The organism is Candidatus Schekmanbacteria bacterium, from assembly GCA_016219965.1.
In the GTDB taxonomy this organism is placed as follows: domain Bacteria; phylum Schekmanbacteria; class GWA2-38-11; order GWA2-38-11; family J061; genus JACRJM01.
This window is the reverse complement of the sequence record JACRJM010000009.1, coordinates 116,167-140,552: the sequence shown is the minus strand read 5'-3', so window position 1 is coordinate 140,552 and position 24,386 is coordinate 116,167. Positions and strand designations below refer to the sequence as shown.

The window sequence follows — 24,386 nt, the reverse complement described above, 5'->3', positions numbered from 1 at the left end:
CTACCCTATAAGTGTAAGTTATCCCAACAACCGTATAAGCATTTCATCTAAGAACACTGATAAAATATTGTATTCCACAACCTATTCAGGCGGTAAAATAAATATAACAACTTATGGCAAAGTTGGCGGTTATATTAAGGGCAAGTTTGAAGGAATGGTTGTATCAAGCGAAAACCCGAATGAACAACACACCATCGAAGGTTTCTTTAGAGTAAAAAGATTTTGAGTCTAAGGCGCTTTATCCATACTGAGGATTTTAATATTATCCGCATGTTGGTTTTATATCTATTTTTAGTCTCGCTCATTTTTACGCCGGGCGGAGTAAGCAGAAAGCAGGCAATGAGTTATGAGCTTAAGTCCATAAAACCCGAAGACAATTATCAAAAGGCTATGAAGGGAAAAACCGGGATTAAGCAGAAAAAATATAAGTCCGGCTGGGAAAGCAAGATAAGAAATGGCATCGTAAATGAGGGCAGACTGAAATGCGATGCTGTATTTCCTTTCCATTACACTGCATTGTTTAATCCATACCAGCCAGCCACAAATCAAAAATATAACAGTAAGAATTATACTCATAATATAGAAAGAAATGTCCTTCCCCTTTAGATAACTATTAAGAGTCACCAAGTTTATGATCTCGCTTTCAGCAGATAATGGTTTAAAATTTAATATGTCAGACAATCCTAAAATAAGAATGACAGTAAAGGCTGAACAGAAACAGCAAATAGATATTGCTATATGGTAAACAGCAAACCCCGTGCCTGAAACACTGGAAATTTTACTCCTCAAATCTATTGATCTTTCACCGGGAACATTTTGGCTGGAACAAAATATAAAACCCATCATTACTATAATGACTGAAAGCGAGAGAAAAGCTGCCAGCCTGAACAGAGGAGGATCATATATTAAGAAAATAGTGTGCTTCCCGGGACCAACTTTTATTCCCCTGAATGCACCATTGGTTTTTAATATCTCAGCCGGAATATTATCTACTAAAGCTTTCCATCCCGGGTAATAGAGGTCACTCAATATGACATAACCTTCTTTCGTAGATGTTGAAGAAATCTCTATCTTTTCCGGCAATTCGGAAATAAATTCAGCCGATCCATTTTGTTCGTCCATTGATTTCCTGTCAATCTGAGAAACAAAACGAACCCTCCCTCTTGCACTGTTGAATTCATATATTTTCATCTCCTTGTCGTACTTGGAGGTAAATACACCTGCATCATCCCTAATGAAAAAAGATGGAGGTATAAGAAGAAACTTAACTCCCATTTCCTGCAAAAAGTTAGGAATGTTTCCAAGAAACAACAAAAAACTATTTTGAAGATTTACTCCGTTATATAGCTCCTCATAAACTTTCGGGCTTAGCGCATCATATCCCCTGATATCTCTGATGCCGTAAATCAAGGAAGAATTAGGGAGTAGGATGTCACCAACAGGAGCCACCCTTTCAAAACCTGTCTTCTGATTTATGAATGATATCCCTCCGGAAGTAGGATAAAATAATTTTTTATCTATCGAAGGGTGAAAACCTTTCCATATATAAATCTGATTAAAAAGTATGACCACAACGATACAAAGCGCAGGGACATACCGCTTCGTGTTAACCTTTGTGAAAAAGAAGGAAATGGCAATTGCAGAAAAGGCAAAAAAACAAAACACCAGTATCTGCCAGCCCGTACCAGTATCAACACCATCTGGTACTGAAATTCTGTACCAGAGATAAAGACATGAAACAATTATGAGCGTAAACGAAGCCAATAAAAGCATTAGTTTCCTGCCCACCTTTTTATTAATAAAGAACTCAGTCCCCATACCGGCAAGAACTGAAGCTGAAAAGCAGTATACTATAACCTGATTCCCTTGACTCATAAATGACAAGACAGGTGTAAATCTATAAACATAAGAAAGGAATGGAAAATTATATGCAATGCATAAAGCTCCCAAGCAGCTTAAAGAGAAAAACTTTATATCCCTTTCTTTCCATCTGCTCAATACGCACAGTAAGGCAAGCATAATCCCGGCTGCCCCAATGTATGCCCCGCAATTGGCATTATATAATCCTTTAACGCCCGCCAAGTTAGACCATTCATTACCGTAAACCGGATTGCCGTAAAAGTCAGGTACAAAAAGTGCTGTGAGCGAGCTGAGCTCAAAAAAGTTTCCTGCTGTATGACCTGCCTCACGAAGCTTGAGTGCAGAGCTATTCTGAACATATTCCATAAAGGGGAAGAGCGCAGGCGCTGCAATCAAAACCCCTGCTAAAAGAGAAATCCCATACTGAACAGATTTGATTACCCTTTTTGCAGGTTCGCATTTTGTAAAGAGGCTATACAGAAAATAAAGAGTTACAAAAAACATCACTATAGTTTCAGTTTCGATATGTCCTGCCAGAAAGAGCATCCCGAATGAGAGAGATAAAACAGGAAAAGAATATTTTTCCCCACTTTCAAAACAAACTGCAACAAAAGTCAAAAGTAAAGGAAGCAGCAAAGTTGCATTTGTATGCGGATGCTCGAGGCAGAACATCTGGAAGCCGCTGAACATGAATGAAAGTGCAGCTACAAGAGCCCCTGCTTTCCCGCCTTTTAACCGCAAGAAAAAAAAGAATGTAAATATTCCTGAAAGACTTAGTTTAAAAAGATAAATATAATTTAAAAATGAAGGGAACTTAAAAAACGGAGAAAGTATGTAAAAAACAAGGTTCAGAGGGTACAATACTGCAGACTGATAGTTTGCAAGAAATGGAGAGCCGCAGAATGAATAGGGGTTCCATAGGGGAACCTGCCCCTCAAAAATTCTTTTGGCAGAATAGTAATGCCACGGTATAAACTGGGAGACAGCGTCAAATAGGAGATAATTTGATGGTCTCTGGAAATTCGCAGGCATGGAAGAATCCCACGGAGGCATTGTGAAAATATAGTCAGAAGGAGCAATTATTTTTGAATTAATAAAAGCATCAGAAAAAAGCAGAAATGAAGCAAGAAAGATAAACACCACACAGATTAATATTCGAAATTTATTTTTATTTTTATCTGACAAAATACCACCTTAAAAGAAACCTGGCATAAAAAGCTCAGAAAATCTTTGACAAATTTCAGCGGGCAGTCTGCTCCAGGTTTTTAAGATTAGTTATAGCAACATTACAGTTTGGATCAATTTTGATGCACTCAAGCCATTCATTTCTTGCCCTGTTAAAATCTTTTCCAATAGCATAAAGGACTCCCATATAGTTATGATAATTGGTGTTTTCCGGAAATTCCTGTAAAAGTCCTTGCAGCTTTTTCACCTCATCGTTATAGAGCTCAACATAAAGCGGGCCCTCTCTTTCCAGGGCATTTCCCCTTATCAGAAACAACGAAACAAGTGGTTTAAGCGGATTGTTTTTTTCATCAATACTCAAAGAACGCAGGAAAAGCGTGTTATCAACCTGTTTTTCCAACCCATAGTTCTCAAAGATATACCTGCTTAATTCAGGACTGTACTCTTCGCCTGATATACCATCAATCTCCTGGTCAAGTTCATATACAATCTTTTTAACAGAATATTTTTTGAGATCGTTTATAACCTCTTCTCTCATTTGATGCGTAATTGCGAATATGCTCATGCAGTACTTGGTTGGGTTTATCCTGTCAGCCAGAAAATAATATATTGCCTGCTGAGGAATTATAAAAACCGGCTCATTATAATCTATGCTATACGTCATATAAGAAATCACTTTCTCAAAATGCCTTGCCTGCGCATTTCCGGTTTTCAAACCACCTCCCCTTACAAGGTTAAGTACTGACACATCTTCTTCGCTCCCAAAGGATTTATCTTTTAAAACTGTTACTAATCTGGTCTCTTTGAAAAAGTTTGCAAGATTGAAAACATAACTTAGATAAAACACTGACGTAGTCAGCAAACAAATCATAAATATGGTTTCAACTTTTGTAACAAATTTAAAATGCTTTTCATTAAAACACTCTTTTATTCTCAGAAAAACCTTCTCAATAAAAAAAACTGCTATAAAAATGGCGGGCGATATCGAATACAGGAGATGATGCAAATCCGATCTTCCAAGCGCAGACCTGAAAAGAAAAACTCCAAATATTAAAAAAGAAAATATCTTTATCTTTTCAACAGATGTCTTTCTCTGTATCCAGCTCACACAGAGGTAAATAAATGTCATTAAATATATTCCAACAGGAATATAAAAAAGCGATATGTTGTCAGTCAATAAAAAAAACAAATCTTTAAATGAGTATGAATATGTAAATATTGGAGGTACCGGGAAAGCAAGACCTGTGTAACCGGATGTGACATACACAGGATATTTTATCATCACATCAAAAAACTCTTTCAATGCCCCTGCGAAATAGAAATACAAAGTAAAAAGCGCAGGAACTATAATAAACCCTGCAGATATGACTATCAGGTATCTCAACAGTTCCTTCCGCCATATTTTTTTATTAACCGAGAATATTGTAAGTGCCGCAACTGCCGAAATCATTCCGCTCAGGCTGGTTTCCTGTGAAAATACGAAAAGGGAACCCAACAGCAATCCCGAAGAGAATAGCCAGTAATAATTTTTATTTTCCAGAAATTTGAAAAGCATAATAATTGCGATCAGGCCGGGAGCGACCCTAATTTTGCTAAGTTCATAATTGGAAAGAAGAAGCACCGAGGCAAATATCACAAAAAATCTGTTTCTTAAAAGGGACCTCGCAGTAAAATAACCAAGAACCCTTCCAATGCCGCCAAGCACGTCAAAATAAATCCTCTGGTTTAAGAGCGTGGGACCAAATATCTTAAAAACAAAATAGAGAGGATATATCTGTAAAGGAGGATAGAGAATCCATACATCCTTATAGAGTGTCTTTCCCCTCATTAGTTCATTGACTGCAGCTGAATACTGCCCCTCATCCCAGGGAACTATAAAATTCCAGAAAGATGTAGGATTGAGCAGAAAAACAGCAGCCGGCAATATGAGATAATCCACAATCAGCCAGATCTTTTCCATGCCAATACTATTAAATAATCTGCGGGGCTTGGTTATCATTTTCTCTTGAGTATAAAAAGGTTGGAAGCCTTTATAGCCGCAATAATAACCAAAAGGAAAATCAAAGAAATGTTAAAAGCCGGTTTATAAACAAGCATCAGCAATAAAGATACGATTGAGGGCGTAAAATCAAAAGAGGAAAAACGGCAGGCTTTTTCAACTGATACGGCAAAATATTTTGCCAAGATGGCAGAATAGATAATCCACGCAAACCATGCCATAACACCTGCAGCGGTTATAACAACCAAAGAGGAAAAATAATAAAAGATTTCCATCTGTTTTGAATATCCATAAAGATTTGTAAGCCCGATTATTCCTAAATCATTTACAGGTTGATTAAATTTAATTGGGAAGAAATACACTAAAAAAAGAAAAGTATAAACGCCGAAAGCAAACCCTGAGAAAAGAGCGACAAAATTGAAAAAAAAATAATCCTTATCAGAAGAAAGAGATAATACTTTTTTCACGTAATCTTTCAACGCAATCTCCAGACTTCATCCCTCCTCAAATAAATTCAATTAGCTGTCCGTTCCATAATGTTTGACATTATTTTATTATAGTAGGCCCAGTCAACCATGTAAACATCAACCGGAGAAGATGGAACTATTATATTATTGGGAATGGGAAACGAATGGAGGAGCTTAAAAAATGGGAATGGAGCCTCATTTATGAAGCTGCTTCTAAAATAGACTATATAGTCTGACCTTCTTCTTTTCATGTATTCAAGAAGATTTATCCAGTACCTAAAATCGCTTTTATTCCCTGGAGAGCGGCCCATCATGTAGTGAGTTGTAAGCCCGTCTATATCTATTGTCGTTCTGTTGGAATAAAGTTTTATGCCTCCGATAGGAACTGCGGCTACCACTGCATTGCCTGGACAGTTGACTGAAATCCATTCTGCTACACTGACAACAGCATCATTTATATTTTGTACATGGGTTGGGTATTCTTTTTGAGCAAAGTCAAATGTTATAAAAGAAAAGTAACAAATAACAAAACTAAATGGAATTATTAAAGCCGCTTTAATGTAGTTGGATTTATTTCTGTATCTTATATCCATTGTTACATTTCTATAAATAGATTCACCTAATGCAAACAAACCGATCGAGGCTGCAATAGAAATTAACGGATCATAAGGTGTTACATATCTAAAAACCGTCCCGAGATAAATAGATTTTAAAGCCTTCCAGGTAAAAAATGTAAAAACAAATGTTGCTGAGAATAAATTGTCCAAAAGTCTGATTTTCTTTGCAATGATAAAGACCAACCCAATGAGAGCAAAGAGATATAAAAATATATGATATAGGTCAAGCTGATCAGCCATAGCAAGATAGCCGGCCCAAAGATTGTTTATATTATACCCCTCCGGAACATAGATATAAAATGGGGTTGGGAATAGAAGTCCTGTAAAATACCAGTATAGGAAAAGCGGGATAACTGCTATCGGAGCAGGAATGATTATGGATTTAATCAAGTCACGTAAACTGATTCTTTTGTTATCGATATCAATGCCAAAAATTCTTGATACAATACCGAAATGCTCAAGGAAAAGGAAAATTACAGCCAGAGACGGAAGGATATAAAGCTCTTCTCTTGTCCATCCGCATAATCCCAATAATAACAGACTCCACTTGAATTTCCCTTTGTCATAATCTTTAAAAAAATAATTTAATGATATGAGAATCATAAAAGCTGTAAGAGGTACTTCCATTCCGCTCAAAGCTCCCCAGATCAGCTTTGAATTCACTATGAACAATATACCGCATACAACAGGTACATACTCAGACTCTGACAGATAATAAGATAACCGCAGAAGAACAATAAGCGACAAAACAAGGAGAACAAGACCTGAAAAATAATTGGCAAAAAGAAGAGCCTTATAAATATCGCTGAAAAAAAACCGTGAAATAAAAAAAACAGGAGTCAGTACCACATACCATAAAAAACCCGTTACCCCTCCACTTTTTTCTCCAATGTTATATTCAAAAAAATGCCCTTCAGCCGCATTTTTTATATAATTTAAATAAATATAGCCGTCATCAGTTGGGAGATTGAGAGTAGATGTAAGTCTATAGTTAGACCATAGAAAGAAGGCAAACTCTGCAATAAGAATGCAACAGAAGATATATGTAGTTTTTTTAAGCATTTTTCTTAAGAAGAGGAAGAAAAAAAGAATCTTTTAAGATTGTTCACACCAATTGTCATGAGTTCCTTTAAAGTAAAGCTTTCACTTCTTAAAAAACAATATCCATATCCAATCAGAAAAAATATATCAAAAACAAAATTTGACGGTAACTTGATTAGTTTACCAATAAGCGGTTTAAAGATGGGGATTTTTACGTTCCAGAAAAATAATTTTTGTAAATTTGCGAGCTCCCTGCTTTGAGGAGATTTTAAAACAGTTGTCCTAAAAAAAGAGGATTCGGCTATATTACTCTCTCTATCTAAATATCCCATTGTTACTGCGGATTCTCCAAGAACTGTCCGTGGATAAGGCTGAAACAAAGAACACCAGGGGTAATCTGTCCCAATTTTCACATTTATATCTATAGTCTTAAAAGCCTGTTCAATCGTTTCTCCGGGAAGACCCAGCATATTATATGTCCTGAAAGGTATTTTATATTTCTTTAGTAATGCCGCGGTTTCAAATATCTCCTTATCAGTCACTCCTTTTGAAAGGAGATTATTCCTTAAACCTTCGTCCCCTGACTCAATGCCAAAAAAAACCCTAGTGCAATTTGCATTTTTTAATAATCTTATCGTTTCTTCATCAGTTGTGTCAGCCCTGATCAGGCAGATAAAAGGGAGGGCAATTTCACTTTTGTATACATCCGAAAATTCCCTGATCCATTCTTTATCAAGTGTGAAAGTATCATCCTGAATATATACTACTTTAAGATTATAATTATTTTTTACTTCCTTTATTTCCTCAATTACATTCTTAATACTTCTTCTTCTTACATATTTTCCTTTTCCTGCATAAATCTTTTTCATGGCATGGTTGAAGCAAAAGGAGCAGTTAAACGGACATCCTCTGGCAGTAATAAATGCCTTCTGGGATTTATTTATAGAAGGATATCTCCTGGAATATAGCTCTCTATCCGGGAATGGAAGTGAATCCAGGTCTTCAATGAGATTCCTTATCTCATTTTTTATGATATTCTCACCGGGTAATTTCAACCACCAGTTTCTTATTCCACTTATATCCTCACTATTTGAAATCCCGCCGGCAAGTTCAAGTAACGGGGCTTCCCCCTCGCCAATACATACTCCGTCAACACCGGGCGACATTATCATCTCGGGAAAGAATGTCGGGTGCGGACCGCCAAGCACCATGAATGCCCTGCTTCTTTTTTTTAAATCTTCTGCCATTTTGAGGCACCACCGATGCAGTCCAGTAGTGCAGGAAAAAGCTACAATGCCGGGATCATATTCAATTACTTCTTCAATCAAACGTTTCCCGCCATCACCGATGAATATTTCAACATCATGCCCTGCTTTTTTCAAGACAGATGAAAGGTACATAACACCCAGATATTCATATGCGAGGTTCTGGACAAAGGCTATCTTTGCCATTTACAGCGCCCTTACAAAAACAAGCATTTCACCGATCCGGAAAAAGGCGTTCTTATTGAGGTACCATTCAGGCAGAATTTTGCATAAGCCATTTGTAAGTGGTGTCATCAATGGCAATTGATAGGTGCTGAGCTGGAACCGGATATAGTCAAGGTTAAAAGCCTTTACTGCAGGAATTACTTTAACCACATTGAATTCCTCTTTATGAAAAAAAAGCCTTATGGTGTCAGGATCAAAATAGTAGAGGTGTTCACATTTGACATGAAACCATTTTTTTCCCATCAGTCTTGATGAAAGGCTTTTTATATTGGGGGTACTGAGTAGCACGACTCCCTGATTAGCCAATATTCTTTTTATTTCCTTTAAAATACCAACAGGTGAAGGCAGATGTTCGATGAGATCAAACATTGTTATTACATTGAAGAAGCCGTCATCAAATTCACTTAAACTTTCTTTGATTCTTTCTCCAAATCTTTCTTTTGCTACGGATGCGGAAAATCCCGAAAGCTCCATACCGTAAACATCCCATCCTCTCTTCTCTGCGGCCTCAAGGGAGAACCCAAATGCGCATCCTATATCCAGCATCCTTCCGTTTTTTTTTATCTTTTCAAGCTCATCAAACCACTTGTTGAAAGTCGACATCTTCATCTTTCTTACTGCTTCCAACCTGTTTAATCCGCCCCAGCTATCATAATAATTTTCATTGTAAAAGCCCCTTAGCGCTTCATCATCAGGTTGAGGATCTGCAGACACTAATCCGCAGGAAGCGCATTTAACCAGATGGTAACCATCCATTAAATACACACTTTTCTTTTTCTCTGTACCGCAGATAATGCATGGTGAGTTGTTCATTTCTATGGCAGCCTATCATATTCATGAGAAAAATATTTTTCCTCGATTGCCTTGTAAACTTCTTCAAAAGAGATCTGCTTCAAGCACTGGTTATCCCCATTACAAACTGCAGTCTTAACATTATAGACACTCAGGCATGGGCTACAATAAAGGTTTTTATAAAATACAAGGTTGTTGCCATCATCTATGGGAGGTCCATAAAGAGATGGAGTTTCTGGACCAAAAAAAGACACAGTAGGGATTCCCAACGAAACAGCAAGGTGGAGCGGTCCGCTATCATTAGTTATGAAGAACTTTACTTCGCTTAAAAAAGCCAAGAGCTGGGTAAGATTTAATCTTCCTGCTAAATTTAAAATCTTTTCTTTGAAGTCAATTCCTTCAACTAATTTTTCAACATATCCTTTATCCTCTTTACCCCCTATTAAAACTACTTTGGCATCATGAGAAGTTATTAATCTGGATATCAACTTTGCAAAACTTTCTCCCGGCCATTTCCTTTCATAACACATATCGCTGGCATTAACATTTACGCCTATCAGCAAATCTTTTTCACCAACACCCTCTGATTTAAGGAATTCTCTGATATATTTTTTTTCTTCATCTGAAGTTTTAATTCTTTCCACCTCTTTATCTTTTGTATTGATACCCAAAACAGCAACAAGGGCCAGGAAGATGTCAACTATATGTCTGTGCTGGTTATAATAGATATGATCAGTCAATAAATTTCCCCTCCACATCTGCCGGGAAAAAAAACCTATTCTTCTTTGAGCTCCGGTAAGATAATTCATTATTGTGGAGAACTTGGAAAAAAACTCCATGTCTATAGATATATCAAAATGTTCCTTCCTTATCCTATATAAGGTTTTAAGAGTCTGAAAAAAGAATGCTGAAAAGTCAGTTGTGGAAAGATATATATAATCATCTGCAACCTTTAAAAGATTACAGATCTCCTGATTGCCTGAAAATGTAAGAAATGTTATTTTTGCCTCCGGATACCCTTTCCTCAATGCCCTTAAAGCCGGCGTAGCAAGCAAAATGCTTCCTATTCCAAAGTATTTCATAACTAAAATTTTCTTAACCGCATTATTTCTTTTTGCAGATTTACGGAATATCCAGACTTTATTGAATATGGTGAGAAATACGCAGAGAGGAATTCCAAGCCACTTATCAATGGCTTTCATTTTATTAATATTCATATTGTATGATCGCACTCTGTAAGTTTACTTTTTTTTCGCATCAATTATCTTCTTACTTATCTGACAGCCAGAACAAAAGTTTTTCAATTCCGCCTTCCAATAAAATACCACCTCAAAAAAGAGAGTCCCGACATGAAAAGCTCAATAAATTTCGAAGGAGATGCAAAATATCTAAGCCTTCTTAACACATATCCGGTCCTGAAGTAAAACCTCCTGTAGGCAAAACGGACTATTTCTTTTAGTTTGTCCTCATCCCAGAGTTCCGAGACAACTACAGGTCTTTTAAGATCTTTGTCAGCCGGATTCTGTGCATCTATCTCTCGGTACCAGCCATTCTTCAATGCTTCATCATACAGCCATGTCCCGTAATAGGGGGATAGGGCACTGAACTGAGCATAGGTAGGATCTATTTCCAGGGCAAATTCAACGGTCTTCTTTTCCTCATCAAACGTCTCGTTGGGTATTCCAAGAATGAAATACGCAATCGTCTCTATTCCTTCCTTTTTTGCCATGGAAAAAGCATCTTTCACTTTTCCGAGGTCCATGGATTTCTTAAGATAGTCAAGGCCCTTCTGGTTGCCGCTTTCAACACCAAAGGCAATAACCTGGCACCCTGCTTTTTTCATAGTTCTCAGCATTTCCCTGTCTATCCTGTCAGCGCGTCCCTCGCATTTCCACTGGATTTTAAGCTTACGCTCCTCTATCAGTGCACAAAGTTTAAGGACCCTTTCCTTTTGAAGTGTGAAAAGATCATCATAAAATATGATATTCCTCGTCCCGTAGAGATTTACAACCTCTTCTATCTCGGAAATAATATTTTCAGGCGACCTCGACCTCCAGCCTGTACCGAACACCGATTTATCGCAGAAGACGCAGTGATAAGGACATCCCCGCGAAGTGAACATAGTCGTCATCTTTCCTTTCCATCCGAAAAGGTAACGGTATCTATCATTTGGAAGTCCATCGCGGCTTGGATAAGGGATTGAATCAATATCTTTTATCATCTCTCTTGGTTTTCCGGTAAACTCTCTGGTTATGACCCCATCAACATGGTTAAAAGTTTTCCTCTCTGATATTGATTTTAGAAGCTCGACAAATGTCCTCTCTCCTTCCCCGTAAACACCTATGTCTATCTCGGGACATTGTTCAAATATTCCGGCACCAAAGGCGGTAATATGGGGGCCGCCCATTATAATAGTCTTTACTTTGCCCCGGAGTAATTTTACAGCCCTGAAAGTCGTATCTATGACAGGGCTCATGCCGCCTATCCCCAGTATATCAGGAGAGAGCTTCTCAACTGCTGATTCAAGCTCATTCCAGTCCATGCCAAGCGCAAAGGCATCGAGAATGGAAACATGAAAGCCTTCCTTTTTTGCGGAAGATGCAAGATATGCAAGCCCGAGAGGAGGGACAACAATGCTCTCATGACTTTTCTGTCTTGCCGGAGGATTAAGGAGAAGTATTTTCATTTTAATTTAATCTTTTAATGCAATCTCTCTTGCACTTATTGTAAATTCTTTAAGCCATCTGTTAAATTCCTTAGAACTCACTTTTGAGATATTCTTAATTTTCTTTCTTTTTTCCAGCATCTTTGGAAGCCCATTTATTGCCGAAGCATAAGCTTTTAGCAGAATAATGATAAGATCAAATGCAGAATATTCTGCCCTGAACTTCCCTGCTGCTCCCTTTCCTGAAAGAGCGCCGTACGCCTGTAGTGAAAATCTTAAAAGAGTATAAAACGGACTTATCGCAAGGGCAAGGGGAGGAAAATATTTTACTGAAATCCATGCTCTGTTTCTTTCAACATGGAAAGCCTTGAGTTTGGAATAAGCAGAGCTGGAACCGGAATAGCGGTGATAAGCAATGGCAGTTGGAACATAGGTGCATCCCCATCCGGCCACCCTGCATTTTAAACCTATATCAGTGTCATCTCCGTATGCAAAGAAATCCTCATCGAACAGGCCGGTATCATCCAGCATTTTTTTCCTGTAGCAGGCGGCACAACCGCTTGGAAAAAAAATCTCGCTTTCTATGTCAAATTGTCCGAAATCTTTTTCAAGCCGTCCGCGTCCGCGGTTAAGCCCGTCCCTGTAAATGAGATGTCCGGTATTATCGATTATCTCCCTGTTGTCATATTGAAGTATTTTACTTGCGAACATCCCTGAGTGAGGATTTCTTTCTCCCGCCTCAACAATATTTTTTATCCAGTTTTTCTCTGCAACAGCATCACTGTTTAAGAGAAATATGAACTCGCCTTTTGCCTCTCTTATGCCTGTATTGTTTCCGGCAGCAAAGCCAGTGTTAAAATCTTTTTTTATCAAACGTATCCGGCTGGCGTATCTGTTTACAAGCTCAATATCAGAGCCGTCAGTTGAGCCATTATCAACAACAATTATTTCGAGAGACTGCCAGGACTGGGCTAGGAGCGAATCAATACATTCAAATATAAACTCCCTGCCGTTCCAGTTTACAACTATTACTGAGGCAAGAGGGATATTTGTATTCATTTATTTAAGAACGCTTTGTACCTTTTGCCCAAAGGTCGTTGGAGAAGAACAGTACAAAGGGATACATGGACAGGATTTTTTCGATAAATCTGAAAAATTTAGACTCGGCAAGATTCGAAGTAAAACGGCTTTCTCCTCCACGCATCAGGTCTCTGTCGAGCCAGACTTTAAAGTTAAGAGTTGAACCTGCAACCAATCTTTTTAAGCTGAAGAGGTTGTACTCCTTCATGTGGTAGATGTAATTATCCTTTGTAACATGCTTTAAAAAATTCTTTATCATTTCTGTTTTTCCAGTGACGCGAAAAAAGAACTTTATCAGAGGAAAGGCAAACTTCATGAAATAGATATTGGGACTTGTGTGAATCAGGACAATCCCCCCTTCTTTTAGTACTCTTGATGTCTCGCTTATGAAGCGGCGCGCTTCCTCCGGAGAAATATGCTCAAGCACATCACCCATGATGATCCTGTCAATGCTGCTGTCGGTGAAGGGAAGGCTGTCCGCTGATGCCCTTAAGACAATAGACCTCCCCTCTCCTTTCAAAGTCTCCCGTGATATCTCCACAGATGAAGAAGAATAATCAATGCCAATTGCAACTGCACCTTTACTCAGACAGTTATAAAGAAGTTCTCCCCGCCCGCATCCAACATCAAGAACAATATTCCCAGGCTTTACCTCAAGCATTGAAACCTGCTTCCACTTGATATAGGAAAGTCCCTTGTCTTTAATGAAATCTTCATAGCCGTCGCAGTTCTGGCTTAGAAAATATTCCTTCGTATAAAGCTCGCAAGCTGTATCTCTTGATGTTTTTACCATATCCGTATTGTACTACTCCTAATTGAAAATCTTATAAAGCACGAATCTGCTGTTCCCATAAATCTTTTTAAATGGAAGCACAGAACCTTTCTCTGTCACTACATAATCTGCACCGAAACGCCTAGCGGCATCAAGTACTTTTTTCTCATTCAGCTCGGCATATTGTTTTCTTTCAAGATCCAATCCTTCATCATATAAAGTACTCCCGTCAAGGCCGATGGAATTCATCCTTGAAAGCCATTCCTTGGCATAGTCATTGCCGAAAAATATCGCAAAACCTCCGTCAACCCAGTCCCCAAGGCTTGCCCTGTGTGAATAAAATCTGAAGTCAGGACTCGCCCTGTATGGAGGAACAATAAAAAGTGAATCAACAGGAGTGTGGTCACGTGCATAAAGCTGAAGCTCAATCCATTCTCCCATGCGTCCATCATAATAACCTTTAATAGGTAAATATGCTCCCCCTCTAACTGATATAACAAGCAAGCTTATGCAGACACAAAGGAGCGACGTAAAAGCAAATCTTTTATTCCCGTTAAAGCTTTTTACTGCCGGAAGAGATAATAGAGATGAAAACAATAGGGCGGCAACAAACATCAAAAGACGGGACATTCCTATATCAAAAAAAGAACCTCTGATATAAGGAATTGTACTTTCAGCCATAATAACAACTGCTAAAATACCAATCAATATCCTCCCTGTTTTTCTGAAACCTTCAGGAACATTGAAACTTCCGCTTACAAGTGAGAGGAGAAGAAAGAATGGAAGCATCCAATAGGGGGTATAGAAAAAGCAGCGCGGGTCATTATATCTGGTTGTAACATATCCTGCAAAGACAAGTGCAGTTGAGACTGCCGCAAATTTTGAAAGCAGACTCTCAGCAAATGTCCTTAAGATAAAATTAGAAAAAACCGGTATAGAAAGAATGAAAAAGATCCATGTACTGCGCCAGAGATGAAGCTGGATAAAGAGCGGAACAGGTACTATCTCAACGAAGAAAGTCCCTAAAAAACATAGAAAAGCCACCCCTGCCAGCATTGATTTTATCGTACTCTTTATCAAGCCTGCAGGGTATGAGCGGAATGCAACGGTAAAACATATAATATAAACAATAAAGTTCCTGTACATCTCAAATCCCCACATCGAAGGATAGATATGTATCCAAAGAACCCATTTCACAACTTTGTACCATTCATCTCCTACAGTAAATCCATTTGCGCCAGTAAGAACTTTCAATATTACAGGCATTGCAGGAATAATGAATGCTGCTGCTCCGTAAAAAAGCCTTTTAAAAGTTAAATCTTCATGCTTCATCTTCAATGGAAGAGCAAAGACAATTGCCGTTCCGACAAAGGAAGCATACATCATCTGAAAGTTGCTCAATATTCCGAGGAGAAATAAAGAGGCGACTACATTGCCCCTCAGGAAAAGCTCTAGAGCCAGGAAGAAAAATGGAAGAGAAAAAGCACTATGATGGACAAAGAAATAATAGATCTGCGGAGCACCGACCACCCATTCACGTATCCCCATGGAAAACAGCAGAACAGACAAATAGCCGGCAATGTTGCTGTCTGCAATAAAAGATGACAACCTGAAGAGAAAAATACAGGCAAGGTAAAGAGTGAAAATGTGAATCAGAAAAAAGAGGATTGGCAGATCAACAAACGCTGAAAGTTTTTCAACGATATTATAAAAAAAACTTATCTCAAACTTGTCTATCGTATTGACAAAGAGATCTCTGGTAAAAAGCTCGCGATTGTTATTGCTGTTCAGCCAGGAAACGAGCAGGTTATAGTCATATCTGTAACCGTTTAAGAGGAGAGAGTTAAGGGCAAGTCCTGCTATGATTAAATACTCTTTAAAACGAGGCTTTTCAGCAGCCACTTAGCTATCCTTTTAAAATTATTTTTACTGCCTCGCCGGCGAGCCTGACAGCATAATTCATCCCGCGGTCTTCAGGATATATTTGTGCCATATTCGCAATAAAAAGATTTTTTGCAGGAGTCTTAATGTCCGGGATCATTTTCGAGTAATTAAGCTTCATTATTGGCTGTGCGAATTCATCCCTGAATACATGGTAATCTATAATCCAGTCCTGAGAAAACTCAGGGTTCATTTCCTTCAGATGATTAATATACTCTTCTAGGAGCTCTTTGTCAGGAATATTATAAAGAGACTCGTCCTTGTACAGATAATTTGATATGTAAAGGATGTTAAGATTATTATAATGGCTTGGATGTATAAAGTTAGTATGTTCAATCACCCCTCCAAAGGGAATCTTGTTATCACTTATGTTTTCCCAATAATTATAAGTAAAAGAACGGTTAAGGATAAGTATCATGCAGACCGTACTTGCATAATCGATATTCCCGATCTTTCTTCTGTAGTCCTCCGGAAACCCGGAATATAAATTCAGAATCTCTGCAGGCGCCACTGTTAAAAGAACCTTATCAGCCTCGTATGTCCCACCTTTCGATGAAATAATCCATTTGCCGTTCTCTCCCTGATCCAATTTTTGAACCGGAGCACCTTTAAATATTTTTCCTCCATTATTTTCTATTTCCTCACCAAGCTTATTAATGAGTAGGCCGAAACTTCCCATGAGATAGCCCAGTCTCTCCCTGTTATCCTTGTCAGACCGTGAATTTCCGCGAAGCTTTATTTTCCCCCATAACCATGTCATTGATATCTTGTCATAGTTTTTACCGAACTTCGCGACAAGAAGCGGTTCCCATATAACCTTACAGACATTCCTGCCGGCATATTTATTCATCCACTCGACTGCTGTGATGTTTTCAAGCTTTTGCCAGTTTGAATAGGATTTTAGGAAAAGCGTAGTTAGCCCGAACCGCAGTTTATCAATAAGAGAAAGCGGTTTGAACTTAAGAAGGTCAACAGGAGTGCCAAAGGAATAAATCTTTTTTCTGAAATAAAGTCCCATCCTGCTTTCAAGCCACTGAAGATTTTCTGAAAGCCCGATATCATTTATAAGAGCAACGGCATCTGTGTCTGAGGTGAATATGTGATGATAATATTTCTCAAGGTAAAAGTCATTTATTTTTACTACTCCGGCTAGTCCGCCAAGTTCAGTGTCCTTCTCAAAAAGAATGATTTTCTCGCCGCTCAAAGAAAGTCTATAGGCTGCCGTAAGGCCGGTAAGGCCGCCTCCTATTATGGCAACTGTCATCTATTTCCACCGCGGGATGTTTCATTGATAAAAACACCGCACTGCACAAGCCCGCACAGATTTTTTTTATCTACAAGCTTCATGGGGATTTTCTCGATGTAAAAAAGGTTAGAATGCGGTGATGTTCTCTTCTGAAAAATTGAAAAAATCTCTCCTATCCTCAAAAGAAAATCAAAGTGCGGCACAGGCGTTGAAACAATAAGCAGGCCGCCTGGCTTTAACATCCTTTTTATCTCTGCTATGCAGTCCACATGTTCAACAATCTCGAGAGCTATGACAGTGTCAAAGCTTGACGAGCTAAATCTGTATGTTTTTATGTCCCCTACAATATCTGCCGGAGGTGCTGAATCAAAACCCACACAATTGTAACCCATACTGCGGAGATAGTTTGTAAGCCACATATTCCCGCACCCGAGGTCAATTATTCTGTCCTCTTTCCTGAGATAAGGGAAAAAGAATTTGAATTTCTGGTTGTTTGCAAATGAAAGCTTCTTTTCCACAACCATCATCCCCTCGTCCTTAATCTTGCCAGAAAAGCCATTCTCATAAGAGAAAAAAATTCCTTTATTTTTGCCCGCCCAAAGTGCGCATACGTAATAGGAGCAGTGAGAAAGAAAACTATTTCACTCGCCCTGATCCAGCGTCTCTTCATAATAAACCATATGAGAGGTTTAAGAAAAGGGAACTTCACATAAAGGGGTGCCATGTTTTTCAATACCTGTGCAAGTTCAGCATATTCAGATTTTATGAGCGGCTTCTTGTGGAACGAGCCTTCTCCTCTTTTTACTTTTTCCATTGTATCAGCATCTACAAGGCCTTTTTCAACACAGTAATTGTATGATTCCGTATTTGGGAAAGGATAATATATATAAGTATAAAGATAATCAGTCTTGAGCTTTCTTACCATTTCAATGGACTCTATCATCTGGCTGTCAGTTTCGTCAGGCATGCAGAATATAAGAGATGTCGTTATCTTTATTCCGAATTCCTGCAGAAGTGCGGCATTCGAATATATGTCTTCATCCTTTATATTTCTGTTCATTATGTTTGTCCTGATAAAGGGGCTTCCTGAATCTATACCTAAGAAAACAGACGTGCAGTTTGCTTTTGCAAGTGCTGAAGCAATCTCCCTGTTAAGTGTTCCCGGTCTTACATGGCAGTAAATTGGCAAGTTCGAAATTTTTCTGTACTTATCGGTGAATTCCTCTATCCAGGCCGTATTGATGGTAAAAAGATCATCCATGGAATAAAGAGATTTTACTTTGTACCTGCCAAGGCATTCCTTTATTTCTTTGATGACGTTATCAACACTCCTTTTACGCACGTACTTTCCAAGCCCGCTGTACTTCTTCTGAAGAAAATGATGACAGCAGTAACTACATGTAAATGGGCATCCCCTGCCGGAAATAAAATAGAGCGTCCCGGTGAAACATCCATACTTATAAAAAAGACTTCTGTCTGCGAAAGGAAGTGAATCAAGGTCTTGTATAAGAGGCCGCACCGGATTTTTTACAACCTCCCCGTTGCGCCTGAACCAAAAATTGCGGGTGTCGAAATAATCTTCTCCTTTCTCCATCTTCCGGACAAGTTCCGGCATGGCCTCATCCCCTTCTCCAATGCAGAGCATGTCAAAATCAGGATTCTCAAGAACATACTCGGGGAGAATAGTAGGGTGGATACCGCCGATTACAGCTGGAATATTAAAATGTTTTTTTATGAGCCTAGCTTTATCACGGGCAAAGGAATAGAGATTTGTAAGACAGCTGAATGCTACAAGATCAGGTTTGAAGGACCTGACTTTTTCAAGGTACCAGTTCTCATTTGTCAGATTCTTCAACAGTGGAATATCTATGAATCCAAGAAAATCACCGAGACCCGGATCAAAGGCAAGCTCAACTTCATGTCCGTCCCTTTTAAGTGCTGCCGAAAGGTATTCGATGCCAAGCAGTTCCTGTCCGGTTGCAAAGAAAAGTATCCTCATACGGTTATTCTTTTCCTGCCGCCAGCTTATGGAGAGAAATAATTCTCAATTTATAGGCAATAAACTTCAAGAATACAGAAGCCATTTCTTTTCTTTTCAATTTTCCGATCGAGGCATAAGAAAAAGGTGTGAAAAACAGATTAATTAATTTTGCCAGAGAACATGATTTGCTTTTTAAGATTAAATCAAAAATGAACCTCAATCCTTTAAACCTCATATAAGACGGCAGCATATTCTTAAGAAGCATTGCCGTGTCCTTGTATTCAGTCTTTATAAGAGGCTCACCATAGAGAGATCCTTTCCCATCCTTTATCAATGCAACAGTTTTTTCATCAAGATAGCCGTTGTCAACTGCGTACTGGAAGAGTTCCGTCCCATAAAACGGATAATAGATTGTGGCATAGGCAAAATCGCTTTCAATCCCTTTTATCATATTGAATGTCTCATACATCTGCCCGGGAGTCTCTCCGGGAAGTCCGAACATGGATGAGCATGAAATCTTTATTCCTGCTTTTTTAACAAGCTTTGCCTGTTCAATAATGACATCATCTGTTACAGGGCGTTTCAATATATCCCTTCTCATTTCATAATTGCCGCAATCAACCCCGAAGAAAACCCCTACACAACCTGCGTCAGCAAGGTCAGCCAGAACTCCTTCATTTAATGTTCCAGGTCTTACATGGCAGTAAAACGGAACATGTATCCTTTTCTTATATTCCCTGCAGAATTCTTTAGTCCAGTCATGGTCAAAAGCAAATGTATCATCCTCTGAATGGATGTGTTTCACATTGTACCTTCTTACACCATATTCAAGTTCTTTCATGATATTATCAACACTGCGTAGCCTGATATACTTTCCTTTTCCCTTGTATATCTCCTTGAATGTGTGCTGACAGCAATAGGTGCACTGGAAAGGACATCCTCTGCCTGCTATAAAATAGAGATTTCCGGCAAAGCAGCCATAAGAATAAAAAATCTCCCTGTCAGGGAAAGGCAGAGAATCCAGATCCTGCAAAAGGGGTCTGATAGGATTTTTTACAATACCGCTCGCAGTTTTCACCCATAGGTTTTCTACGTCATTATAACTCTTTTTATCTTCAATCCTCTGCGCCAAATCTGCTATTGGCTCTTCACCCTCGCCGATACAGACCATATCTATATTCGGATCTGAAAGGACATACTCCGGAGCCGTCGTAGGATGGCCGCCCCCTACAAGAACCGGGACATCACCCAGATGCTCTTTAACCATGCGCGCAGAGTTTCTTACAAAGGGATACATATTGAGAGGACAAGATAATGCGACAAGATCAGGAGCAAAGGATATCATTTCTTCAATGAAGAGGTTATTGGGATTAATCTTTCTCAGAAGCGAAATATCCCAGAATCCCATGTTATCGTCGATGCCGGGATCAAACAGGAGCTTAACAGTATGCCCTTTCGATTTCAGCACTGAAGCGAGGTATTCTACTGCTAATGTTTCCTGTCCCTTTGATATAAAAAGAGTTTTCATTTTTTACCTCTTTCCCGCTACGACAACCATCTGCTTTCCGAAAATATAATGGAGGAAAGGAAGTTTCAGATAAGTTTTTACAAAAAACGGATGTTTCGGATAACGAGACTTTGTGCTGTAAGGAAGAAACTTAGGTTTAAGGTACTCTATCCTGAATCCCATAAACTTCAATATTTCCTCCATACTCTTGTGGCTCAAGGGAATAACATGATCAAAAAAATCCCAGTAGAGCTTATAACAATACCTGATATTGGGCTGAAGAACTATAAGCCTGCCATCCTTTTTCATCATCCGTCTTACTTCCCTTAGCGTAGCCTTAAGCTCATCCCTGTCCCTCATATGCTCCCAGAAGTTGCTTACAAAAACCACATCGATTGATTCATCTTCAATCTCAGTGATGGAAGAACTATTTGAGATAATCACTTTAACGTCACTGTTCGCATATTTCTGAGGGTGAGTGTGCTGATCAACAGCATATTTTTTGCCGCATCTCACATTATTTATAAACTCACAGTAACCTGCTCCAAGGTCAAGAACCACGTCGTCTTTTTTAATGAATTTCTCGAAAAAATCACGGCACAATATTTTCCAGAGATTCTTCCTTTTTTCAATCTCCTCAGGAGTGAAAAGGTCCGCAAATATATTCTCAAACATTATATGTGTTTCATCATCCATAACCGATTCTCCTCTTATTGCGGCCATCCTGATTCACGGTACCACTTTACAGTTTCACAAATTCCTTCTTTCATATCAACAGAAGGCTGAAAACCCGAGACTTTCTTAAACCCCGATGAATCACACACAAGGTAGTCCAATATAATCGACTTCCATTCTGGCGGTACAATGTGCCTCAATGCCTTCGAGCAAAAGGCCGACTTAAGAAGCTTTACAAGCCCTTCATTAATATCCAGAGGTGCCGTACTTAATCCAAGCTCTTTTATAATCTCTTTTATGATATCAGAGATTGAAACAGCATTACTGCTACTTAAAAAAAAAGCTCCATTACGTATATCATCTTTCATTCCGGAAAGATAACATGCTTCGACAATGTCATCTATATATAAAAGGCTAATCTTCGCAGGAAAAGCGATCCTGTAAAGAGGATTAGAGTTTTTTATACCCAGTATCAACCTTGACACGAAATAATTCGGTTTGCTTCCTGGGCCATACACTGGGGGAAGCCTAAAGATTACATAGGGAATGCCTGATTTCTTTATAATTAGCTCCCCCTCATACTTTGATCTGCCATATGCCGTTGAAGGGATGCATTCTGAATCATCATCAAGGGGTACGCTGCAAGTATCATAAGGACTTCTGTCAACAGCCCAAATAGTACTCAGGAAAATTATTTTTTTTACACTCCCTGAATCATTAGCAGCGTCAACAATGTTTTTTGTTCCTATCACATTTGTGCTATATGTCCCCTTTCCTTTCCGCATGCTTGCTTTTGCAGCAAAATGAAATACCGTATCACATCCTTTCATCCCGCGTGCAACAGAATCCTTATCGTTCAAATCAGCACTATAAAAATTCGCTGATTTATTTATTTCATTTACCTTGAATGCATAATCTCCCCTTACAGGACAAATTATCTCCCCCGCAAAACCAGTTTTCACCATGAATTCGAGAAACCTGCTTCCTATAAAACCTCCTGCACCTGTAAGATAAATTTTATTCATTTTATGGAGAAATTTTTGTTATCTTAATTTGATTTTATCATTTTTAAAAGTATGCGCGGAAAATTCTTTAGGTCAAAAATCAGGCTCGCATGTATGGCACATTCGAAGGAGCAAGAGCACTTATCCCTCTTTATTTTGTTTATTACTTCCTTTGAGTCAGATAAACCCATAATCGAAGAAACATCATATCCATATTCCCTGAGATTGCCAAGTTTTGTACCGAGAATCTCGCACGGATAAACATCACCATTAGAGGTTATTATAAGAAGCTTTTCGCCTGCAAGGCATGTTATTTCCCAGCCATTACCCTTTAAATCATCATATACCATCTGGGTATTCAGGTTAAACACTGCCTTAAAAAAACGTGGAATAAACTTCCCTTCATCTTCACTGACATTTTCCATGGAAAGATATTTTATAACTTCACGATACTTTTCAGGAGAAACACTTTTTGTCTCAGCTACCCGCGCATCTCCCCGAATCATGACTAAGGCATGTTTATCAATGTGGGGAAACTCCTTTTTTACAACGTCTATTGTATTCATAATCGAATCACAGTTAAGAGCTGAAAGCACAGAGCTCACTTCGACCCCAAGATTCCTGAATTTCTTTTTAAGCGGGACAAGAGCATTATATGTCTCGACCAGTTTTTCATAGTTTCCTGGCACACCTCTGATCCTGTCATGTTCTTCTCCTATCGCATCAAGGGAAAGCCCTATTCTCAGATAATTGAGTGAACAGGTTTTAAGTATGGCTTCTACCTTTGCGGCAACCCGCTCAGGAAGCAGGGCGTTAGTCGGTATGGTAATATGCTGTACTGAACTGTAACGGTTAAATATACTGCATATCTGGTCTATATCATTACGAAGAAATGGTTCTCCTCCTCCAAGAGTAAGCTGTAAAAGCCTCCCGTAATTTCGTGAAATCTTCTCTATCTCATCTAATGTCAAATCCTCTTTTGAAGGATGTTCTCCGATTTTTTCCCAGTTAAAACAGGTAAGACACCTCGAATTGCATCCTGATGTAATCTGGAATATCAGATATGGAGGGCTTTTGCTCCACCAGTAACTTCTTGCGACGTTAACCCAGTTAGAAATTGCCATTATGATTTTTATTTCGGACTAATGGAAAAAAGGCTTCTAATCCTGTACTTCAAAATGAGCAGTATCATTCTCATCCCGAGGGAGAAAGCGACAAATTTGTTACCTGTCACTGAAGATACACCTACTCTCGGTGCATATTTTACAGGGATTTCCATAAAACTTATTCTGTTTGTTATCACAAGGCACATAAGCTCAGGTCCAAAGTGGGATGCGCCTATAGTAAACTGGGATTTAATTTTATCATATGCGTTGCGCGAAAGAAGACGCATTGTACATCCCACATCCGTAAGTGCGCTGGTAAGGAAAAGAGCCTCCATCAGCTTTGCAACCGCCCAGTTGCCTATCCTCAGAAAAAAACCCATATTGGCGCCTTCAAGTATGAGCTTTGAAGTGGTCCTTGTGCCGAAAACAACATCAAAATCCTCGGAATATGCAAGGAGCTTTATAATATCATGTCCGAAAAATGTTCCGTCAGGCTCGCATATCACCAAGAGGTCGCCTTTAGCTTCAGCAAGTCCGCGCTGCGTTGCAAAACCGTACCCCTGTTTTGTTTCAAATATCTGCAGCGCAGCAGTCTGCGCCACTTCCTTGTCTGTGCCGGGAGCTGCATTGTTGTTAATAACTAGGACTTCATCCACATAGCCGGTGTCAAAAAAATCGTTGATCACCATCCTTATGGAATCCTTCTCATTATATGTGGGAAGAATAACTGAAACACGCTTACCCTTGTACAATCAAAGACTCCTTAAATAAAAAAGCATGTGGACTATTCGTCACACACAAGGTTCAGGTTAATAAGGAGAACATATATTCCTAAAATAGAATATCAATATAAGAGAGTCAAGGAATACAACGGGTTAACTTTTCAGAAAAAAAGTTACAGAAAAACAATTGTTGACACTATAATGCTGTTTATTGTAATTGAATATCAATCCATTTT

General features: G+C 38.8%; 20 protein-coding genes. 1 reads left to right on the top strand and 19 read right to left on the bottom strand.

From position 1 onward, the window contains the following. Window positions 1-226, top strand: a 226-nt coding sequence (locus tag HZA77_11565; protein ID MBI5376065.1) for a hypothetical protein, incomplete at its 5' end; no start/stop codon positions are given. A 65-nt stretch (window positions 227-291) separates the two neighbouring features. Here the strand turns inward: HZA77_11565 and HZA77_11560 are convergent. From HZA77_11560 to HZA77_11470, 19 genes are all read right to left on the bottom strand, one after another. Next, the gene (locus tag HZA77_11560) at window positions 292-3,045 is read right to left on the bottom strand and encodes a YfhO family protein (protein MBI5376064.1); all 2,754 of its coding nucleotides are present in this window, start codon (window positions 3,043-3,045) and stop codon (window positions 292-294) included. 55 nt (window positions 3,046-3,100) lie between these two features. After that, window positions 3,101-5,005 carry a hypothetical protein gene (locus HZA77_11555; protein ID MBI5376063.1) on the bottom strand — a complete coding sequence of 635 codons (1,905 nt, stop codon included), beginning with the start codon at window positions 5,003-5,005 and terminating at the stop codon, window positions 3,101-3,103. Between the two features lie 35 nt (window positions 5,006-5,040). Continuing rightward, on the bottom strand, window positions 5,041-5,523 hold the full coding sequence (locus HZA77_11550; GenBank protein ID MBI5376062.1) for a hypothetical protein: 483 nt from the start codon (window positions 5,521-5,523) through the stop codon (window positions 5,041-5,043). A gap of 35 nt (window positions 5,524-5,558) precedes the next feature. Then, complete coding sequence (locus tag HZA77_11545; protein ID MBI5376061.1) at window positions 5,559-7,190, bottom strand: hypothetical protein; 1,632 nt, start codon at window positions 7,188-7,190, stop codon at window positions 5,559-5,561. A 5-nt stretch (window positions 7,191-7,195) separates the two neighbouring features. Then, a complete protein-coding gene (locus tag HZA77_11540) occupies window positions 7,196-8,620 on the bottom strand; it encodes a B12-binding domain-containing radical SAM protein (protein MBI5376060.1) in 1,425 nt (474 codons plus the stop codon). Next, window positions 8,621-9,472 (bottom strand): class I SAM-dependent methyltransferase, encoded by an 852-nt coding sequence (locus HZA77_11535; protein ID MBI5376059.1) that lies wholly within the window; start codon window positions 9,470-9,472, stop codon window positions 8,621-8,623. It abuts the gene before it with no gap. A gap of 2 nt (window positions 9,473-9,474) precedes the next feature. Further along, the gene (locus HZA77_11530) at window positions 9,475-10,668 is read right to left on the bottom strand and encodes a glycosyltransferase family 9 protein (GenBank protein MBI5376058.1); all 1,194 of its coding nucleotides are present in this window, start codon (window positions 10,666-10,668) and stop codon (window positions 9,475-9,477) included. Between the two features lie 83 nt (window positions 10,669-10,751). After that, window positions 10,752-12,137, bottom strand: a complete 1,386-nt coding sequence (locus HZA77_11525; protein ID MBI5376057.1) for a radical SAM protein — start codon at window positions 12,135-12,137, stop codon at window positions 10,752-10,754. 6 nt (window positions 12,138-12,143) lie between these two features. Further along, a complete protein-coding gene (locus tag HZA77_11520) occupies window positions 12,144-13,175 on the bottom strand; it encodes a glycosyltransferase family 2 protein (GenBank protein ID MBI5376056.1) in 1,032 nt (343 codons plus the stop codon). 4 nt (window positions 13,176-13,179) lie between these two features. Then, window positions 13,180-13,989: a class I SAM-dependent methyltransferase gene (locus HZA77_11515; protein ID MBI5376055.1), complete on the bottom strand. Its 810-nt coding sequence runs from the start codon at window positions 13,987-13,989 to the stop codon at window positions 13,180-13,182. An 18-nt stretch (window positions 13,990-14,007) separates the two neighbouring features. Then, window positions 14,008-15,870 carry a hypothetical protein gene (locus HZA77_11510; protein MBI5376054.1) on the bottom strand — a complete coding sequence of 621 codons (1,863 nt, stop codon included), beginning with the start codon at window positions 15,868-15,870 and terminating at the stop codon, window positions 14,008-14,010. A 4-nt stretch (window positions 15,871-15,874) separates the two neighbouring features. After that, on the bottom strand, window positions 15,875-17,173 hold the full coding sequence (locus HZA77_11505; protein MBI5376053.1) for an NAD(P)/FAD-dependent oxidoreductase: 1,299 nt from the start codon (window positions 17,171-17,173) through the stop codon (window positions 15,875-15,877). Beyond that, on the bottom strand, window positions 17,170-17,673 hold the full coding sequence (locus tag HZA77_11500) for a class I SAM-dependent methyltransferase (protein MBI5376052.1): 504 nt from the start codon (window positions 17,671-17,673) through the stop codon (window positions 17,170-17,172). Before HZA77_11500 ends, HZA77_11505 begins: the two co-directional genes overlap by 4 nt. 5 nt (window positions 17,674-17,678) lie before the next feature. Next, window positions 17,679-19,154, bottom strand: a complete 1,476-nt coding sequence (locus HZA77_11495; protein MBI5376051.1) for a B12-binding domain-containing radical SAM protein — start codon at window positions 19,152-19,154, stop codon at window positions 17,679-17,681. Window positions 19,155-19,158: 4 nt separating this feature from the next. Continuing rightward, window positions 19,159-20,664 (bottom strand): radical SAM protein, encoded by a 1,506-nt coding sequence (locus HZA77_11490; GenBank protein MBI5376050.1) that lies wholly within the window; start codon window positions 20,662-20,664, stop codon window positions 19,159-19,161. 3 nt (window positions 20,665-20,667) lie between these two features. Beyond that, the gene (locus HZA77_11485; GenBank protein ID MBI5376049.1) at window positions 20,668-21,339 is read right to left on the bottom strand and encodes a methyltransferase domain-containing protein; all 672 of its coding nucleotides are present in this window, start codon (window positions 21,337-21,339) and stop codon (window positions 20,668-20,670) included. A gap of 14 nt (window positions 21,340-21,353) precedes the next feature. Then, window positions 21,354-22,343, bottom strand: a complete 990-nt coding sequence (locus HZA77_11480; GenBank protein ID MBI5376048.1) for an NAD-dependent epimerase/dehydratase family protein — start codon at window positions 22,341-22,343, stop codon at window positions 21,354-21,356. A 23-nt stretch (window positions 22,344-22,366) separates the two neighbouring features. Beyond that, the gene (locus tag HZA77_11475) at window positions 22,367-23,446 is read right to left on the bottom strand and encodes a radical SAM protein (protein ID MBI5376047.1); all 1,080 of its coding nucleotides are present in this window, start codon (window positions 23,444-23,446) and stop codon (window positions 22,367-22,369) included. Window positions 23,447-23,454: 8 nt separating this feature from the next. After that, window positions 23,455-24,180, bottom strand: coding sequence for a glycosyltransferase family 2 protein (locus HZA77_11470; GenBank protein MBI5376046.1), 726 nt, complete (start codon window positions 24,178-24,180; stop codon window positions 23,455-23,457). Between the last annotated feature and the right edge of the window lie 206 nt (window positions 24,181-24,386).

Bases quoted from the DNA above. Each gene is read 5' to 3' on its own strand.
- HZA77_11535 (MBI5376059.1), bottom strand. From the start codon at position 9,472: ATGAACAACTCACCATGCATTATCTGCGGTACAGAGAAAAAGAAAAGT.
- HZA77_11475 (MBI5376047.1), bottom strand. From the start codon at position 23,446: ATGGCAATTTCTAACTGGGTTAACGTCGCAAGAAGTTACTGGTGGAGC.
- HZA77_11520 (MBI5376056.1), bottom strand. From the start codon at position 13,175: ATGAATACAAATATCCCTCTTGCCTCAGTAATAGTTGTAAACTGGAAC.
- HZA77_11555 (MBI5376063.1), bottom strand. From the start codon at position 5,005: ATGGAAAAGATCTGGCTGATTGTGGATTATCTCATATTGCCGGCTGCT.
- HZA77_11525 (MBI5376057.1), bottom strand. From the start codon at position 12,137: ATGAAAATACTTCTCCTTAATCCTCCGGCAAGACAGAAAAGTCATGAG.
- HZA77_11490 (MBI5376050.1), bottom strand. From the start codon at position 20,664: ATGAAAACTCTTTTTATATCAAAGGGACAGGAAACATTAGCAGTAGAA.
- HZA77_11515 (MBI5376055.1), bottom strand. From the start codon at position 13,989: ATGGTAAAAACATCAAGAGATACAGCTTGCGAGCTTTATACGAAGGAA.
- HZA77_11495 (MBI5376051.1), bottom strand. From the start codon at position 19,154: ATGAGGATACTTTTCTTTGCAACCGGACAGGAACTGCTTGGCATCGAA.
- HZA77_11545 (MBI5376061.1), bottom strand. From the start codon at position 7,190: ATGCTTAAAAAAACTACATATATCTTCTGTTGCATTCTTATTGCAGAG.
- HZA77_11485 (MBI5376049.1), bottom strand. From the start codon at position 21,339: ATGGATGATGAAACACATATAATGTTTGAGAATATATTTGCGGACCTT.
- HZA77_11540 (MBI5376060.1), bottom strand. From the start codon at position 8,620: ATGGCAAAGATAGCCTTTGTCCAGAACCTCGCATATGAATATCTGGGT.
- HZA77_11530 (MBI5376058.1), bottom strand. From the start codon at position 10,668: ATGAATATTAATAAAATGAAAGCCATTGATAAGTGGCTTGGAATTCCT.
- HZA77_11480 (MBI5376048.1), bottom strand. From the start codon at position 22,343: ATGAATAAAATTTATCTTACAGGTGCAGGAGGTTTTATAGGAAGCAGG.
- HZA77_11505 (MBI5376053.1), bottom strand. From the start codon at position 17,173: ATGACAGTTGCCATAATAGGAGGCGGCCTTACCGGCCTTACGGCAGCC.